The sequence below is a fragment of the Lactobacillus sp. M0393 genome, assembly GCF_016102025.1.
Lineage (GTDB): Bacteria > Bacillota > Bacilli > Lactobacillales > Lactobacillaceae > Lactobacillus > Lactobacillus melliventris.
Map to the genome: position 1 here is coordinate 55,965 of NZ_JACFPK010000002.1, position 18,246 is coordinate 74,210.

At 34.6% G+C, this 18,246-nt stretch carries 13 protein-coding genes; 9 read left to right on the plus strand and 4 right to left on the minus strand.

Features of this window, described 5'->3' with window-relative positions; genetic code table 11:
- The first annotated feature begins 170 nt into the window (after positions 1–170).
- Positions 171–1,259, plus strand: a complete 1,089-nt coding sequence (locus H3R29_RS01610) for a PTS sugar transporter subunit IIC (protein ID WP_198202375.1) — start codon at positions 171–173, stop codon at positions 1,257–1,259.
- A gap of 106 nt (positions 1,260–1,365) precedes the next feature.
- Here the strand turns inward: H3R29_RS01610 and pgmB are convergent, their stop codons facing one another.
- From pgmB to H3R29_RS01625, 3 genes are read right to left on the minus strand one after another with little or no spacing between them, the layout of a single operon-like run.
- A complete protein-coding gene (gene pgmB / locus H3R29_RS01615; protein ID WP_198202376.1) occupies positions 1,366–2,034 on the minus strand; it encodes a beta-phosphoglucomutase in 669 nt (222 codons plus the stop codon).
- Entirely contained in the window at positions 2,015–4,834 is a 2,820-nt protein-coding gene (locus tag H3R29_RS01620) for an alpha-L-rhamnosidase (protein ID WP_198202377.1), read from the minus strand. Before H3R29_RS01620 ends, pgmB begins: the two co-directional genes overlap by 20 nt.
- Before the next feature lie 12 nt (positions 4,835–4,846).
- Positions 4,847–6,550, minus strand: coding sequence for a glycoside hydrolase family 3 protein (locus tag H3R29_RS01625; protein ID WP_198202378.1), 1,704 nt, complete (start codon positions 6,548–6,550; stop codon positions 4,847–4,849).
- 136 nt (positions 6,551–6,686) lie between these two features.
- Here H3R29_RS01625 and H3R29_RS01630 point away from each other — a divergent pair, with 136 nt between their 5' ends.
- From H3R29_RS01630 to H3R29_RS01640, 3 genes are all read left to right on the plus strand, one after another.
- Positions 6,687–7,697, plus strand: a complete 1,011-nt coding sequence (locus tag H3R29_RS01630) for a helix-turn-helix domain-containing protein (RefSeq protein WP_187156544.1) — start codon at positions 6,687–6,689, stop codon at positions 7,695–7,697.
- Between the two features lie 496 nt (positions 7,698–8,193).
- Positions 8,194–9,606 carry a glycoside hydrolase family 1 protein gene (locus tag H3R29_RS01635; protein ID WP_187156545.1) on the plus strand — a complete coding sequence of 471 codons (1,413 nt, stop codon included), beginning with the start codon at positions 8,194–8,196 and terminating at the stop codon, positions 9,604–9,606.
- 1 nt (position 9,607) lies between these two features.
- On the plus strand, positions 9,608–10,882 hold the full coding sequence (locus H3R29_RS01640) for a PTS sugar transporter subunit IIC (protein ID WP_198202379.1): 1,275 nt from the start codon (positions 9,608–9,610) through the stop codon (positions 10,880–10,882).
- A gap of 452 nt (positions 10,883–11,334) precedes the next feature.
- Here the strand turns inward: H3R29_RS01640 and H3R29_RS01645 are convergent, their stop codons facing one another.
- On the minus strand, positions 11,335–12,435 hold the full coding sequence (locus tag H3R29_RS01645; RefSeq protein ID WP_198202380.1) for a helix-turn-helix domain-containing protein: 1,101 nt from the start codon (positions 12,433–12,435) through the stop codon (positions 11,335–11,337).
- 106 nt (positions 12,436–12,541) lie between these two features.
- Between H3R29_RS01645 and H3R29_RS01650 the strand changes: the two genes are divergently transcribed.
- From H3R29_RS01650 to H3R29_RS01670, 5 genes are all read left to right on the plus strand, one after another.
- Positions 12,542–14,935: a DUF4982 domain-containing protein gene (locus H3R29_RS01650; protein WP_198202381.1), complete on the plus strand. Its 2,394-nt coding sequence runs from the start codon at positions 12,542–12,544 to the stop codon at positions 14,933–14,935.
- Positions 14,936–15,115: 180 nt separating this feature from the next.
- Positions 15,116–15,352: a hypothetical protein gene (locus H3R29_RS01655; RefSeq protein ID WP_187156549.1), complete on the plus strand. Its 237-nt coding sequence runs from the start codon at positions 15,116–15,118 to the stop codon at positions 15,350–15,352.
- Positions 15,353–16,315 (plus strand): alpha/beta hydrolase, encoded by a 963-nt coding sequence (locus H3R29_RS01660; protein ID WP_187156550.1) that lies wholly within the window; start codon positions 15,353–15,355, stop codon positions 16,313–16,315.
- 1 nt (position 16,316) lies between these two features.
- On the plus strand, positions 16,317–17,783 hold the full coding sequence (locus tag H3R29_RS01665) for a hypothetical protein (protein ID WP_198202382.1): 1,467 nt from the start codon (positions 16,317–16,319) through the stop codon (positions 17,781–17,783).
- 280 nt (positions 17,784–18,063) lie between these two features.
- A complete protein-coding gene (locus tag H3R29_RS01670) occupies positions 18,064–18,240 on the plus strand; it encodes a hypothetical protein (RefSeq protein WP_174794384.1) in 177 nt (58 codons plus the stop codon).
- Positions 18,241–18,246 lie beyond the last annotated feature (6 nt).

Here is an 18,246-nt window from a genome sequence, read left to right on the forward strand (position 1 = left end):
ATTAACATTTTAGTGTACATTTTTAAATAAAATGATAAAATACTTAATAATTAATTTTAAGGGAGGAAAAAGCAATGAGACGAATTAGCAATCAGCATATTTCGATTTTGTCACAAATTATTTTGCTGACAAAGCATACTTAAGAACTATTTAATTAAAGGAGTATAAATATGGCTGATACAACCAACACAAATAAAATAACAGTAAAAACTTTTCTTAATAAAATTTTAGCTGGAACTGCAACTGGAATTATTGTGGGACTAATTCCCAATGCAGTTGTCAGCGCAATTTTAAAGTTATTTGGACAAAATCCGATGACTGCAACTATTAATCAAGCGCTTTTGATTTTTCAATGTGCTACGCCACTATTAATTGGAGCTCTAATTGCGATTCAATTTAAAATGGAGCCACTCGACGTTGCTATTGTAGGAGCTGCCGCATATGTTGGTTCTGGAGTAACCAAGTTTGTGCCACAGATCGTTAACCCAGCCACTAAAGTTCAAGGAGTTTTTGTATCTGCAGGAACAGGCGATCTGATTAATACGATGATTACAGCTGCTACAGCTGTGGGATTTTTGCTATTAGTTGGACAACATTTTGGCTCTGTCAAAATTGTTGCCGCACCGATTTTTGTGGGTGGTGGAGCTGGTCTAATTGGCATGTTAATTTTGCCTTATGTTAGTAAAATTACCACTTGGCTGGGAACTGTAATTAACTCCTTTACTAACCTACAACCAATATTAATGTGTATTTTAATTTCCTGTATGTTTGCAGTCTTAATCATTTCGCCAATATCAACTGTTGCTATTGGTATGGCAATTCAGTTAAATGGTATCTCCGCAGGAGCAGCCGCGATGGGGGTGGCCGCAACCACTTTGGTATTAGTAGTTCATTCTTGGCGCACTAATAAATCTGGAGTTACCATAGCCATAGCACTGGGAGCAATGAAAATGATGATGCCTAATCTTTTCAGATATCCAATTATCGTTTTGCCAACCTTAATTACTGCAGCTCTTTCCGCTATTCCAGTAGCCTTATTCCATGTTAGTGGCACACCAGCTTCTGCTGGCTTTGGCCTTGTTGGCTTAGTTGGACCTCTTGCCTCATTAGACGCTGGTAAAGCAAGCATTAATATTGTAATGGCATTAATTGTCTGGATAGTATTTCCGGTTGTAGTAGCAATGATTTGTCGCTTCCTTTTTGAAAAAGTATTTCATCTTTATGATGAAAAAGTTGCCTTTGCCTATTTAGGCGAATAATTATTTCTGTCATTAAAAAACCAATACCTTACTTACATCAATTTATTTTAAACATCAAAAAACTCGTGAAAAAATATTATTTTATTCACGAGCTTTTATTTTTTAATTATTTTTCTAAGCTAAATTTTTTCCAGGCAGTTTCGATTTGCTTATAATTTAAAGCTGCTGTTTTAGGGAAAAGGACTTTAGCATCTTTGAGGTCTTTCTTAGAGCCAACACCAACGGATAATGCCCCTGACTTATTAATAGCAGTGATGCCAGCAATTGAGTCCTCAATACCAACGCAGTCTTGTGGCTTGAGACTTATGGCCGCGGCTGCAGCAATAAAGATATCTGGAGCAGGTTTACCAGCAGCTACTTTACTAGGATCGGCAATAGCATCGAATGCATCTGTTAATTGTAATTTTTCTAAAATAAAGGGGCCATTCAGACTCGCCGAAGCCAAGGAAAGTCTGACATTATTCTTCTTAAAGGCAGAAATCAATTCATTAATTCCAGGCAAGATATTTGCGGGTGTTAAATTGGCCAGCAAATTGCGGAAAATATTATTCTTCTCATTAGTCATTTCATTAAACTGTTCTTTTGAAACGGAGATAGCTAAAAAGTTTAAAATTGCTTTTAAAGAATCACTGCGATTCACGCCTTTAGTTTGCTTTTCCAGTTCATCCGGCAACTCAAGATTGAAATGATTTTTAATTAATTTGCGCCATGCCTGGAAATGATAGACAGATGTATCTGCGATGACTCCATCTAAATCAAATAGAACGCCTTTCATTTAAAAACTTCCTTTCACTTGCTACAGGTGTTGTGTCAAGTATTTTATTAATTTGGGTAAAGTCATTATCTGAGATATTAATAAATGGCAACAAATTATTTAACTTCACCAGGGAATTTTCGCCAAATTTTGCGAGATTATCAGGATCTTGCAAAAAATCAAAGACTGGATTAATTGATTTTAATTGTTTAACAATCTCTGAATCTTTCATTAGTTGTTTGGCAGGCATGTTGATATTGTAGTATTCGATATAACTTCTTTCAGGTACATAAGAGATTGTAAAGTCACCATTAGTTAATTCCAATGGTATCGATGCTGGCTGACCATTAAGTTCTACTTTATTCTTCACTCTAGGTAATTTTACGGTTACTTTTTGACCAAACGGAATGCTGAGGTTGACCTTGATAGTGTGCCGAGCATCAGTTTCAAGTTGGTATGCCATTTTGAGATCACCGTATGAACTGTGGTAGTGTCCAGAAACCTTTTTAAACCGATAATCAAATTGAGGCGCAAAGAGCACATTTTGGTAGCCCTTGGTTTGCTTTCTTAATCCCAAAACTTGTTGATAAACCCATTGCATGATTGCACCGATTGAATAGTGGTTAAGAGAATTCATTCCTTCAGGATTCATTGAGCCATCTGGCAGCACGGAGTTCCAACGTTCCCAAATAGTAGTGGCACCCAAATTAACTTCATAAAGCCAGCTTGGAAAATCTTCGTTTAGAAAAATTTGTGTCGCTAATTTATGTTCGCCATTTTCAGATAAAACCTGACAAATAAAAGGCGTTCCAATAAAACCAGTTTGCAAATGGTTGTGATCCTTATTTAACCTTTGAACTAAATCTTTAACTACACGTTTTTTCTGTTTTTCTGGTACTAAATCGAAATGAAGGGCTAGGGCGTATGCAGTTTGTGTGTCAATTGCCAGCCGGCCATTTTTAGTAATAAATTCGTCTTTGATGGCTGTTTTAATAGCTTGAGCTTGTTGTTCATATTTCTTAGCATCACTGGCATTACCTAAAATTTTAGCTGTTTGAGCAACAATCCAACTGGAATAGGCGTAATAAATTGAAGCAATATAATCTTCGTCAGTCTTTCCACTAGGCATCGCTGGGTTTTCACCATCTAAAGACAGCCAATCACCGAATTGAAAGCAACCAGTCCAAAGATTCTTGGTAGTGGTTGCTTGACCAATCCAATCTACCCAGGACTTCATACTGGAGTAATTTTGTCTTAAAATAGCCGGATCAGCTGTTGCTTGGTATGCTGTCCAGGGAATAACGGTTGCGGCATCTCCCCAAATTGCTGCACCACCACTATTATTGCCCATTGCAGGAGCATACATTGTTAGCATTCCATTGTGTGCAGCCTGTTCAATTTTCATATCTTTAGCATATTTTTTGAAAAAGGCGTAAGCATTCATGTTTAAAATGGCAGTGCTGGCAAAGATGTCGGCATCACCGGACCAGCCTAAACGCTCGTCTCGTTGCGGACAGTCTGTTGGAACATCAAAGAAGTTGCTTTTTTGACTCCACAAAACATTCTGGAGCAGGCGATTAACTTTGGTATTAGTAGTTTCTATACCACCAGTAATTTCAAGATCGGAATAAATTACCGTTGCCCTGAAATCATCTTTTCTTAAGGGTTTTGAATTGCCGGAAACTTTAACATAGCGGTAACCGTAGTAGGTGAAGTGTGGTCTAATCCATTCTTTTTCACCATTCGAAATATAATGAAAGGCAGCACGAGCTTCTCGAAGATTATCCCGGTAAAAGTTACCATCTTGCAGAATTTCGCCCACTTGTAAATCAATTTCGCTGCCAGAAGGGTCCGCATTTTTAAATTCTGGCCAACCAGCTTGATTTTGACCGAAATCAAGAACTGTTTCACCTTTAGGAGTATGAATAATTTCTTTAACAGGTAAATATTCTTTTATTTTTAATGGTAGGCTTAAACGGTCGTGCAATATTTCTTTAGTATGGTGTAATACGATTACCGGTTGCCAATTAGTTATTTTCTTGGTAGCGTCAAAGTCTTCACCATAATAAATGGCTGATTTGGTAATTTTTCCAGCAGTAGTTTTCCAAGAAGAGTCTGTGTTTATCACTTCACTACTACCATCATCATATGCGATATGCAGTTCAGCAATGGCCATTTGCTGGTCGCCATAAATGCAATCTTTACCACCATCAAAGCCAAAGTTGCCTTTGTACCAACCATCACCAAGGGAAATCAAAAGTTCTTGCTGCGATTTTTCCGCCAGCATTGCGGTAACATCATAAGTTTGAATTTGTACTAGCTTGTCATATGCAGTGACGCCGGGGGTAAGAAACTCATCACCAATTTTTTGCTTGTTCAAATAAGCTTCGTAAACCCCTAAACCGCTAATATAAAGACGTGCATTAACAACTTCCTTAGGTACAGTAAATTCTTTCTTTAAAAGAGTATTTTGAATGTTTTTATCTTGATTACCGATCCATTCGGCAGTGAAAGGCTCATTCATCTTACCAGTTTCAAAGAAGCTTTTTTCGCTTGTCTGGGTATCAGCGCTTTTTAACCAAACAGTAACGTCATATCTCGTGCGCGGTTTAAGCTCCAATTTAAAGTCAAAGTAATTGTTATCATATTGTTGCCACTGACTGTCAAAAATTGGTTCATTTGCATCAATTGTTATTCTTTTTTGAATATTGCTTGAAATCTGACTCGCTTCAGCGCTGAATTCAATTCTCAAATGGTTGTCTAAATCATAACCAAGAGGCTCAGCATAATGATTGACTAAAATATCTTTAATTTTTAACATTGATCTGCCTCCTTATAAGTGAGTCTCAAAGCGGCCACAGAAAGGATCAACAGGACTATGTCCACTAAATTTATCATTTCCCATCATTTTTTCCAGAAGAGCATCAATTGTGACATCATTGCCTGTATAAGCATTAATATAAGTTGAAACCATTGGAATATCGAATAGGTGATAGGGATTGCAAGTGGAAACAAAAACAGTAGGGATGTCCTTCATAAACCACGGAGCGTCTGCTGCCATTAGATGAATCCAATCAAGTCTTGTTGTCGTTTGATTACTTGCCGTTTCAACGTTAGCAACATAAAATGCCAGGTCAAATTGATCTTTTTCATATTGCACTCCACCTTCGAAAACCTCTTTAAAATTAAGATTTTTCCGATCAAAAACTGTAACTTTAAATCCTTTTTCTGTCAGTTTCTCTTTAAATTTTGCGGTTACTTTACCGCCTTCCTTAAAACCACCATCGTCTGTATCACCTAAAACGACTAAACGAACACGAGGATATTTTTCTGGTGTAATCGGTAGCAGTTTGTCACGATCTTTAACTAAAGTAACAGATTCTTGTGCTACTTTGGCGGCCAGTTTTTCGTGTTCAGCTAACTTTAAATTAATTTCTCGCGATGCGGGTTCGCAAAGGTTATTTTCTGTATTCATTACGCCTTGTGCAATTTTAGTTGCAATTATTCTGGTAACAGCTTCGTCCACTCTTGCCATAGAAATCTTGCCACTTTTGACTGCGTCAGTCACAAATTGATAGTCTTCATCGATATCCTTGTTGAATAAGATCATGTCGATACCCGCATTAATGGTTGCAGGTAAGGCTTCTGAACGTGGCAAAATTGCATTGTATCCGATCATTGGTGTGGCATCAGTTATTGTGAGACCATTAAAATGCAAAACAGTGCGCAAAAGGCCATCAATTAGTAATTTGGAAGTAGATGCAGGACGTAAATCCTTATCTTCAATACCAGGCTGTAAACGGCGTTCCCAAGCTGGTTGCATAATGTGGGCAATCATGACAGCAGGCAGACCATTTTGAATTAAATGATGATAGATTTGCCCGTAAGATTCCATCCATTTGTCAGCAGACAAGGAGTTAATTGAGCTCAAGAGGTGTTGGTCGCGTTCATCAACGCCGTCTCCAGGGAAGTGTTTAGCTACCGGAATAACATGATTAGCCTTAAGACCTTTGATTTGTGAATCAGACATTCTGATAACACGCTCTTCGCTACTACCAAATGTGCGCACATTCATGATCGGGTTGCGGAAGTTTTGGTCTAAATCAACAATTGGTGCAAAAGACATGTTGCCGCCAACTTGTTTTGCTTCATAGCCTGATACATCACCCAAATTATATGCATTCTGTTCGTCATCCGTAGCGGCAACCTGTAAGGGTCTGCCAAACCATGTGCCTTCAGTTAATAAACCATTGCCGCCAGCTTCCAAATTAGCAGCAATGAACAGGGGAGTTGCACTTGCTTTTTGAGATACTGCTATTTCATGTTGCAATTTTTGGGCTTTATCAGGCCGGTACATGATGCCACCTGGTTGATATTTTTTAACAAACTCTGTTAAGTCAGTGTTGTCTTCATCCTCACCAATTACAAAGAAAAGTTGTCCTATTTTAGCAGAAAGTGGCATATTTGCCACTTTGTTTTTGACAAAATCAATTTCTGCGCTTGATAAGTTATAAGGCTTTTTTGTTAGATCTGTCATTATTTTCCTCCCAAATTCTGAAATGTCTTGCTTTGTTCTTCATTTTAACTTAATGTAAAAAGGTAAACTATTGTTAAATTACATAATAAAACTGTTTATTTCACAGAATCTTTTTCATAAGCTTAAAGGTGTCAAAATGCACGAAAAAATAATTCAAATGTTACGTCAGAATAATAGCTTTCGAGATTGGAATACAATGTTGCAAGATTTTAAAAATGGTGATTTCAAATTAAAAGTTGCTGGTCATATTAATAGTGAACCTGTTTATGAATTCTTCAATACTTATTCTGATAACTTAGTGCTAAACAGTAGTTCAATTACAATATCAGTTCAACCCGTAGAATCATATATTCCATTTCATATACATGATTATGTAGAAATTAACGTTCCCTTGGTGGGTAACTGTGTCTTAGTAACTGAACATGAACGTATTAAAGTTAAGCAGGATAATATGATTTTTGTAGGCGTCAAAACACCTCACAAAGTGGAACCGATTAGCAAAAATGGTGTAGTTTTAAATATTGAATTGCGTACATCTGCTTTTTCTTTGAACGAACTGGATTTTTTGCAATCAAAAGGAAAAGGCATTTCAATTTCAAGTTTACTTTTTTCTTTATTGTCAGATGAAGATCATGGTGAAGGACGATACAGTTTATTCGAGATTGATCATGATCCTAAAATTACTGCTGTCATATACGATATCATTGATGAATATTATGGTGCACGAATACAATCAGATCAGATTATCAAATTGGAAATGCTGACTATGTTTTCCTTGCTAATACGAAAAACATATTATCGAGAAGCATCGGTCACTGATTCAAAAAAGAAAAACAATAATTTACTTTCTTTGCTACTGTATATTGAAAAAAATTATTCTAAGATCACATTGGAGCAGATGGCGCAGCATTTTGGCTTTAATCCTAATTATTTATCAGATTATTTAAAAAATGAAACCGGTTTGTCATTTATTAAGTTAGTCCAGCTGCAAAGAGTGAATGTAGCAGCAAAATATCTGACATACACTAAGGTTTCGATTGAAAAGATTGCCACGAGAGTGGGATATGAAAATGCATCCTATTTTTATAAAATTTTCAAACAATACTTTGGCATTTCTCCAGCAAAATACCGTTCTAATACCAGATAATGGTATTTTTTTATGTCTTCTTTTTTAATAAAATCTGTGAAATCAACATAATTTGTCTAGCTTTTGCATATTGTTTGCCTACTATAACAATCATATACTTTATTAAAATTAAAGCGCTTTAATTTTAATAAAGAAAGAAGAGTGATGTGAATGATAAATTGAAAAGCTCACATAGAAGAATATATTCATTCATATAAAAACTTTTGTGATGTGAAATAGAATTAGTATCGAATAATTAAATATTTGGGTGTTATTGAAAATTTTAATTTTAAATCTACGAACAATTAATTTTTCACAAACTACTAATTTTGTTAAATTTGACACTAATAAGTATATCTATTCAGTTAATAAAAGAGTTTATGATGATATTTGGAAAATAAATACTAGAAGATGTTTTTTAAACTGTGCTAATAAAAATTTCTGACGATAATTGCAATAACTAATCTCAGATTACATAGTAATAAGACAAAATTAAAAAATGAATGTGAGTATAACAATGTTGAAGAAAAATTTTTTATGGGGTGGCTCAACTGCAGCTAATCAAATTGAAGGTGCTTTTGATTTAGATGGTAAAGGATTGAGTACGGCTGATGTTTTGACTCAAGGTTCACTGCATAAGAAAAGAATAGTTACTGATACAGTTGAAAACGGGGAGAAATATCCTAGTCACTTAGGGATTGACTTTTATCATCATTACAAGGAAGACATCGAGTTATTTGCCGAAATGGGATTCAAGTCTTATAGGATGTCTATTGCTTGGTCACGGATTTTTCCCAATGGTGATGAAAATAAGGCTAATGAAGAAGGACTGAAGTTTTATCATGATGTCTTTAATGAGTTGCATAAATATAATATAGAACCCATAGTGACGTTATCTCACTATGAAATGCCATTAAATTTAGTTAAAAAATATCATTCTTGGAGAAATAGGAAACTTATAAAATTTTTTGTTAATTATGCAAAAACGGTTTTTCAAGAATATAAAAGTGACGTTCATTACTGGCTGACATTTAATGAAATAAATGCTATTTCTGGAAATCCTTGGAATCCTGCAGGAATAGTAATAAAAAATGATGAAAATCGTGATCAAGTGATCTATCAGGCTTTACATTACCAATTAGTAGCTAGTGCACGAGCTGTAATCGAATGTCATAAAATTAATCCTAAAAATTCAGTAGGAAATATGATACTTTTTCCAATTGTTTATCCCAAAACATGTGATCCATTGGATGTCAAAGCTTCATTTGACATGGAAGATTCTGTTTTGGAAGCGGGGGATATACAGGTATTCGGAAAATATCCCCAGAAAGTTATAAATAAATTCAATGATGAGAATTTAAAATTAGATATTACTGAAAATGATTTAGAAACTTTAAAAAAGGGCACTGTAGATTTTGTCAGCTTTAGTTATTATTCTTCCTTAGTAACTGAAGACTCTAAAAAAGCATCAGATAAATCTTCAGGAAATGTTGTTTTTGGAATTAAAAATCCATATTTAAAAGCCACAAAATGGGGCTGGGAAATTGACCCCTTGGGCTTAAGAATGTCCCTACGATTTCTTTACATGAGGTATCAAAAACCGTTAATCGTTGTTGAAAATGGTTTAGGTACGGAAGATAACTTTCAAAACGGTGAAATTAATGACGATTACCGTATAAATTATTTGAAGGCTCATATTCAAGCATTAAAAGATGCTGTTAATAAAGATGGTGTCGATGTCTTTGGCTATGAAGTGTGGAGTGCAATAGATTTAGTTAGTGCTGGAACAGGAGAAATGAGAAAAAGATACGGATTAATTTATGTTAATTTGGACGATGAAGGAGAAGGCGATTTAAAAAGAATACCTAAGAAGTCTTTTTATTGGTATAAAAAGATGATTGCTACTAATGGAGAAAATTTGGAGGAGTAAAATGAATAATGAAATATCTACTAAGTTGGGTAAACTAAGTGATAAAGTAAGTAAAAATAAAGTAATACAAGGACTATCAAACGGTGTAATGGGAACTTTTCCATTGATAGTAGTTGGCGCTTTTGCAAGTCTTTTTAATGGACTACGCATTCCTGCTTGGCAAAGTTTTATTCAAGGTACAGGTGTTGCCGCATCATTATCTATGATAACTAATGCAACAACTAATTTTTTAGGAGTGTTAGTTGCATTTACTTGTGCTTCCAGTTTTGCCGATGAGTATGACGTGAAGTATAAACATATTGGATTGTTATCTATAATGTTTTATTTGATTTTACTACCAACATATTTAATGAAAAAGGGAGCAGTTGCTTATCTTACTTACGATTATTTAGGGCCAGCAGGAATGATCACTGCTATAATTGGCTCCTGGATTGTAGTGAGATTATATAAATTTGTTGTTAATGATCACAATTGGACAATTAAAATGCCAAAAGGAACGCCGCCATATGTTTCAAATTCATTTAGCGCCTTAATTCCTGGCTTCGTAATTGCATTTGTAGCTTTTGTTCTAAGAATGATTTTTTTGGCTACCCCATTTAAATCTGCATTTGATTTAATTTATTACTTATTGCAAACTCCTTTAAACGCAATTATTGGAAATAATATTTGGTCTATCGTTTTAATTAATATAGTAGTGCAATTGCTTTGGGTTTTTGGTATTCACCCGGGATTTGTGGAATCAATTTTAGGTACTATCTTGTTTCAATTAGATGCGGTTAATCAAGCTGCCTATGCTGCAGGTAAATCAATTCCTAACATTATTGGCTTTACCTTTAATTATAGTCTTACAGTTGCAGTATTTTATCCTGCTTTAGCTATAGCTGTTTTAATTTTTGCCCGTTCAAAGCGTTTGCGAACAGCAAGTAAAATAGCTATTGTACCTGCACTTTTTGGCATTTCTGAGCCAATGAATTTCGGCTTTCCAATTATATTTAATCCCGTCTTAGCAGTTCCTTTTATTATTGTACCTGCTTTAAATGCTTTTATTGGATACTATGTAATCAAAACGGGTATAGTTGCACGTTATGCTGGAATACTAGTAACTAATGTTCCTTTGGGCTTTACGGGAATTATTAATGGCAGTTTTTCACTCGCAATTTTAGAAGTAGTATTATTTATTTTAGATATATTCATTTGTATGCCATTCATTAAAGCATATGACAAGACTATTTTAGAAGAAGAAGCAAAGGAAACAGATGGAAAAAATAAGAAGTAAAATCAAAGTTTAGAATTTTTAAAGGAAAAAATTAAGATATTTTTGTAAGTAAATAGTCAGAAACTATTTACTTTTTTATGCAAAAAAATAAAATACAGTTATTTATACATATTAGAGATACAACATATAATTAATTTATAGGTTAGAAAACCTAACTAAAGGTTTATCCTATTTGAAATTTAATAGTCGTTACTACTAGTAAAAAAAATCCAGAATTCATATACTTATTTTTAATTGAAACTGGTTAAGCCTTACCCAGTCTTTTTTCAAAGCTTAAAAGAATAGCTTTAGCTAATAATAACTATGTTTCAATATTATGATAGAATAATACTGACTTTATTCTAGTTGTATAGTTATTATTACAAAATTTAAACTAATAAATACAACTAAATTAATTTTTGCTTTATAAATATTAAATGACTTGATTTTCTAAGTATAAAAATGCAGTCTTTCTAAAAACTTCTCCGATATGCGCTGGGTGTGAGGTGGAGTATAGTTTGAAAACTTCTTTCAAAGCTGTTGACTGAACTGTAGCCAACTTGTTCGCTGATGCTATTGATACTGTCATCCGTATATTTCAGTAAATTGCAGCTTTTTTGTATGCGGTAGTAGTTGCGTAAATAGTTAAAAGAATGTCCTGTCTTTTTAGAAATCAACTTTCCCAAATACGCTTTATCATAATTATATTGCCGAGCCAAATCTTTTAACTTAACAGTATCACAGTTAACTTTAATAGTATTAATGATTTTGGCAAATCTATTGGTCAGATTATTATCGCAAGTTTTAAAATTATTTGACTCGCTTAAACCGCGTAGAGCATAGGATAATAAAATAGAAATATAGTCACAACAAATCGCGTTTGATTGTGGTAAGGAGGAATAAGATTCAATGAATATATTTTGGATTATTCCTAAAATTTTCTCTGTGATTTGAACGTTAAAAGCTAAATAGTTTTCGGTAGAACTATAGAGACATTTGTTAAAAAAATCCGCTAGTATGTTATCAGCTTCTATTAAATTAAAAAATGAATTATCAAAAGTACTTTTCTTCATCACAATGCAAATAACAATACTACTCTCAATGACTTCTACTTTATGAGAAGTACCGGGTGAAATTATTACTAAGTCACCTTTGTGCAAGGTAAAGACTGAATTATCAGTAAAGAAATTTGTTTTTCCGTTTAAAACAAGATCTATTTCAAAATAATCATGTTTATGGAAGTGAACTAATTCATTTTGAAATTGCAGTAAAATTCTAGCGTCTTTTTCTGCGAACATGAAATAAGATTCTGACACGTTTTTGTATAGCTGTTGGGGCTTATGGATAATTGGAGTTACGTCAACATGTAAATTTTGCAAACATTGATAGAGTGAAAAAATATCATGAGACTTGTTTAAAGAATTTGGAGTTTTAGGCAATTCATACGAATAATTACTTTTTTGATATAAATGCAAAATTGCATCCAGTAAAGAAATTTTTTGATGTCTTTTAAAAAAACAAAATGACAAGTATTTTTGAATAGCATTGTAAGACATATAAATTCTACGGTTCATTTTTTCTCCTAACACTAATTTTGTTAAATTTAGGACTAAAAAGTATATCTGATTAGTCTATGAAAGCGCTTATAATAACATTGGAAAGTAAAAAAAGGAGGCTAATATGAACGAATCCATTTCTTTAAATTATAACTGGAAATTTCATTTGGGTGAAATCCAAAAACCAAAAATATTAGCAAAAAAATCGTATGCTTTTGGTGGGTTAACGGCTCCACTTGAAAATGAAACTGGCAATATTCTTCCAGTTGGTCCGGGAGGTAATCACTTCTTAAACTTAATATCTAATGGTGATCCCGATAAAGGTTTACAGAATTTGGCTGGTACAGATTTTATTAAGTCTTTGGATAAAACGTGGCAGGAAATTAATATACCTGATGATTGGAAAAGACGTGAACCATATCAAAATGATCCGAATACGTTGATGACCGGTTCTAAACTTGATGGAATAGCCTATTACCGCAAGACTTTTAAACTTGCAACAGATTCATCAGAAGATAGGGAGTATCTGTTACATTTTGATGGCATTATGGGGTCAAGTGATATTTGGTTTAATGGTTGTTATTTGGGACACAATGACAGTGGCTATGTAGAGATAGACTATGATGTTTCACAAATAATTAGATTCGCTAGCGATGGGAATAATGTTATTCTCGTGCGTACCGATACAACAACCGGTTCTGAAGGGTGGTGGTATGAAGGAGCCGGAATCTATAAGAATGTTTGGATTGAAGTCAGAGATTTAGTCCATTTAGAAAGTGATGAGTTTTACTTTAGGACAACGAAAATAAATGATCAAAATGCCAAAATGTTGGTCAGCTTTGCTGTCAAAAATGATTTAAATCAGCCTATTTCTGTCACGCCAAAACTCACAATAGATCAAACGACTCAAATTGATTTTGCGACTGTGACAATACAATCTCAGTCAGTCAGACGGTTTAGCAAAGCATTTGAGATAAAAGAACCAAAATTATGGTCGCCTGAGCATCCTAATTTATACCAAGCAAGATTGGAAATTGAAAATGACTCTTTAAAACAAACTTTTGGTATTAAAACAGTCAACTATGATGTCAATGGTTTTCATTTGAATGGCAAACTTTATCTGTTGAAAGGTGTATGTGAGCATCAGGATTTTGGTGGGGTTGGCATAGCTTTAAATCAAGATATTATTGATTTTAAAATCAAAAGGCTAAAGGAAATGGGTGTTAATGCGCTTAGGAGTTCACACCACTTTGCTGCAAAAGAGTTATTAAACGCATGTGATCGCTTGGGAATAATTTTAATTGATGAAAACCGTCTTTTAGAGGCTACACCTTGGCGATTAAGAAATTTGACTAGAATGGTAAAGCAAAGTCGATCCCATGTATGTATCTCATTTTGGTCAATTGCCAATGAAGAGATTATCGGCAATACAGAATATGGTCGTCGTTCAGTAAAAAAGATCACAGAGATTATTCGTTATTTATCTCCTGATACATTATTAATTTCTGCAGAATTGTTAAATCCAGAGGGAAAAGTAAATGACGATTATATCAAGTACTTTGACATATTAGGAGTCAATTATCCTGAAGCAGGTGTAATGGGTGAAGGAGCTGAACTTATTCATCAAAGTCATCCGAACTTACCAATGATGTGTACTGAAAACGCATCGTACTTTTCAACACGTGGTATTTACAAAGATGATGCTGAAAACTGTCACACTAATAATTTTGGCTCTTTATATTCAATGGTTTTACCAGGGAAAAGAAAGCCGGGAGATCCGGGAGTAGGTGGGACTGCGCGTCCTGAAACTGTGATGTCTTACCTGCATCAACATGAATATATGGGTGGTGTATTTTTGTGGACCGCCTTTGATTATTATGGTGAACCGTCACCTTTTGGTTGGCCGGGTATTAGTTCTCAATTTGGAATTATGGATTTAGGGGGCTTACCTAAAGACTATTTCTACTATTATCAGGCTCAATGGCAAGATCAGCCGGTACTTCATCTCATGCCTTCTTGGAATAAAACTGATTTAACAATTGAAAATGGTCAAACCGAAGTCAGAGTTTTTTCAAACCTGGATGAGGTTGAACTGTTTATCAACCATAAAAGTTTAGGCAAAAAAGCCGTTAAAAACTATGAATGTAATTGGCAGATTAAATATGAACCTGGAGAACTTTTAGCTAAAGGATACGTGAAAGATAAGCTTGCGCTTGAAGATAAAAAGGAAACCAGTGACAAAATTAGTAAAGTAAATACTGCTATTTTGTACCGGGGGAAAAACTGTACTTTATTTGAGTTAAAGGCAATTGATGAACAAAATCACTTTGTTCCCGATGATAATAGTTCGTTGCAAATTAATGCAAATAATGGTCAGATCATCGGATTGACTAATGGCAACCCTTCTGATAACAGCGAATATTCTTTAAGTAAAATTAAACTTTTTTCTGGTAAAGCAGTTGTGATTGTAAAACACGAAGAAAGTGTTTTGCCTAAACTTAATGTGGATTTTGACTAAGAAAACGAAGGTGACTTTCATGACTAAAAAACAAATTTCTAAGGCCATAGGTATTTTGAGTATGAATTTGCTCTACTTTTATCTGCATTGTGTTCTCGTCTAATGTTGTTTTGCACATCATTGGCAACGCCTTTTCAGGTATGGGAATATTGTGCTTGTTAACGCCACTGCCCCTATGAGATGTCAATTTTAACTGATCAAAAGCAATTTCCATTAGCAGTTTCAATCACTACTTTACTTGGTTCCGTAGCTGGCATGATTGTACCAATGTTACTAGCAGCTGTAAAGATTGCACCAGGCCACGATTCATTTATGGCTGGCATAGCTGTATCAGTTGTGACTGCAGAAGTATTGTTTATTACCAGATTCGGTAGTCGAGTAGAAAAACAACAAAGTAATGAAAAAGGAGAAGATTAAATGAAAATCAAAAAAATATTTTTAGGTAAAGAAAATCAATCTGCATCGCTGACAACCTATCTTTTGGACGACTCAATAGAAACTTTAAATGGCAAGAATAGACCAGCAGTCATAATATGTCCTGGTGGAGGCTTCTTCACTTGCTCGGACCGCGAAGCTGAACCAGTTGCCATGTATTTTGCCTCGCTTGGCTATCACGCTTTTGTTTTAAGATATACTACATACTTCTCAGATACATTAGAAATGTCAGATTTGTTAAAGACTTTGCCCAAGAAGGAAAATACGATTTATCCTAAGCAGATAAGAGAACTCGGTGAGGCCATGTTGTTGATCAGAAAAAATGCTTCAAAATGGCACGTTGATACCGAAAGAATTGGTGTATGCGGTTTTTCAGCTGGTGGACATGTTGCCGCTCTTTATTCCACAGAATTTAATGAGCCAGTTCTTACAGATTATTTAGGCGTAGACAAAAAAGATTTACGGCCAGCCTTTGCTGTGCTTGGTTATGCCATCACTGATTATCATCTTTTAGATGCTGATCTTAAAAAGAGAAAAAATAATCCTATGGATTACCGCTTTATGACAGCTTCAAACATTGTTACCTGTGGGACAGAAATTCCAGATAAAGAGCTTGAAACAAAACTTAGCCCAGTTGATCATGTTGATAGTGAAACACCACCATTTTTCATATGGACAACTGCAACTGACCCACTAGTTAACCCACTTCACTCATTGGAACTGGCTTCTATTTTAGCCAAAAATAATATCTCGTATGAAATTCATGTTTTTGATCGAGGTACTCATGGTCTAAGTTTGGCTTCACAAGCTGCTGCTGGTTCTAAATCTCAAATTTCTCCTGTTGTTAATCAATGGACCAATTTATGTGCCAAGTGGTTAGAAAATAATTTTGCTCTTAAACTGCCTGCAGTCAGTGATTTTGAAAAAATGGAAGGAAAGAATTAGAATGCTAGATTTTAAGATTAATTCAAATTCAAAGACGCCATTTCCACACTATTGGGAAATGTGTGTTGGCAGCAGTCACGCTTATACCGCATTAAGAGCAGATTATCAAGAGCAATTAACAAAAGTACATCAGGATATGGGTATTAAATTTGTCCGTTTTCATGGTTTGTTCGACGATGAAATGAGTGTCTGCATTGAGAACTTGGATTTTACGGGCAAATCACAAGGCATCACCTATAATTTTGTTAATATCGATAAAATTTATGATTTCTTACTAAAAATTGGCATGAAGCCATTTGTAGAATTAAGCTTTATGCCCAGCTGTTTAGCTTCAAAACAGAATCAAATCTTTCCTTATGGTGGCAATAATTCTATGCCTAAATCCGATAAGGCCTGGGAAGAACTAATTACTAAATTCATAGAGCATATTCTTGAGCGCTATGGTAAGGATGAGGTTGAATCATGGTACTTTGAAGTTTGGAATGAACCAAATTTATCGCGCTTTTTCTCAGGTACCAAAGAAGATTACTTCCACTTATATGAAATAACAGTAAGAACTGCTAAGAAGATTGATGAAAAGCTTCGCTTTGGTGGTCCTGCCACATCTTACAATTCCTGGATACCAGATATGATAGACTTTTGTCAGAAAAATAATTTACCGCTGGACTTTATTTCAACACATCATTATCCAACAGATGATCCGTTGTGGGAAAGTGGCATGGATATTGACGAATTCTTTAAAAAGACTAATGGAGTTCCACAAGATTATCCTCGAGGAATACTTAAAGTTATGACTTCGAAGACAAGAGAAGAAGCTCAAAACTACCCACTATTTTATACGGAGTGGAGCGTTTCAGCGATGGTTGGAGACTCCGCTCATGATACTCCTTATGGAGCAGCAATGGTAGCCAAAACTCTGGCTGATAATGATGGCCTGGTTGAAGGTTATGATTATTGGGCATTTTCAGACATTTTTGAAGAAGAATCCCAAAAACCAGGAGTCTTTCACGGTGGCTTTGGTTTGCAAACAGTGGATGGCATTGAAAAACCAGTTTATAGATTATTTGAAATATTCCATAATCTCGGTGATCAAAGAATAAAAGTTGAAGATAATAATAATGCTACTGCAGAAATTTTAGCTGTTCAAAAAGGTAAAGATTTGCAAATCGTCGCCTACAATCATAATGTGCCAAAAGAGCCAATAAAAACAGAACAATTGGAAATAAATCTGGACAAAACAATTAGTGGTACTTGTGAAATTAACAGAATTGATGAAAACCATGCTAATCCAAAGAAATTGTGGCAGGAGATGGGAGAACCAACCTATGTTAACAATGAGCAAGTTAAAGAATTGCGTGCTGCTTCACAATTAAAAGCGGAAAGCCTAAAAATGCAAGATGGCAAGATTAACTTGGAACTAATGCCACAATCATGTGCATTGATTACAGTTTCTAATTATTTTGAATAGCAAATAAAAGGACTTTAGAATTGCAATTTTAAAGTCCTTTTGATAGTTAAAAAACCAATTAAATTACATAACTCACAAAAATGATCAAATAGGTTTTATCAAAGAAATTTTTTAAAAAAAGTTCGTTAATGCTTACGAATGTAAACATTTTGAATTAATAACAATTATGGCAGATCATAATGAAACTTGAGCTTTAATGTGATTAAATAACTTGAAATAACCCCCTTTTTTACTTTAAAAACGGTATAATTCTAAGTGAATTGAAGGGAGTTTTTTACAAATGATGTGTGATAACTTATTTTTTAAAGTTTTGTGGGTAGTGGTATACGCTATTACTGCTTACTTTACCTTTACAGGCAATATGATGATGGGAATGTACTGGATGGCTGGTGGCATGCTTGCTCAAGCAGTGGTAGATCTGGTTTATCATTTTTGGCCTAAGCGTAAAAAGTGTTAAAAAACA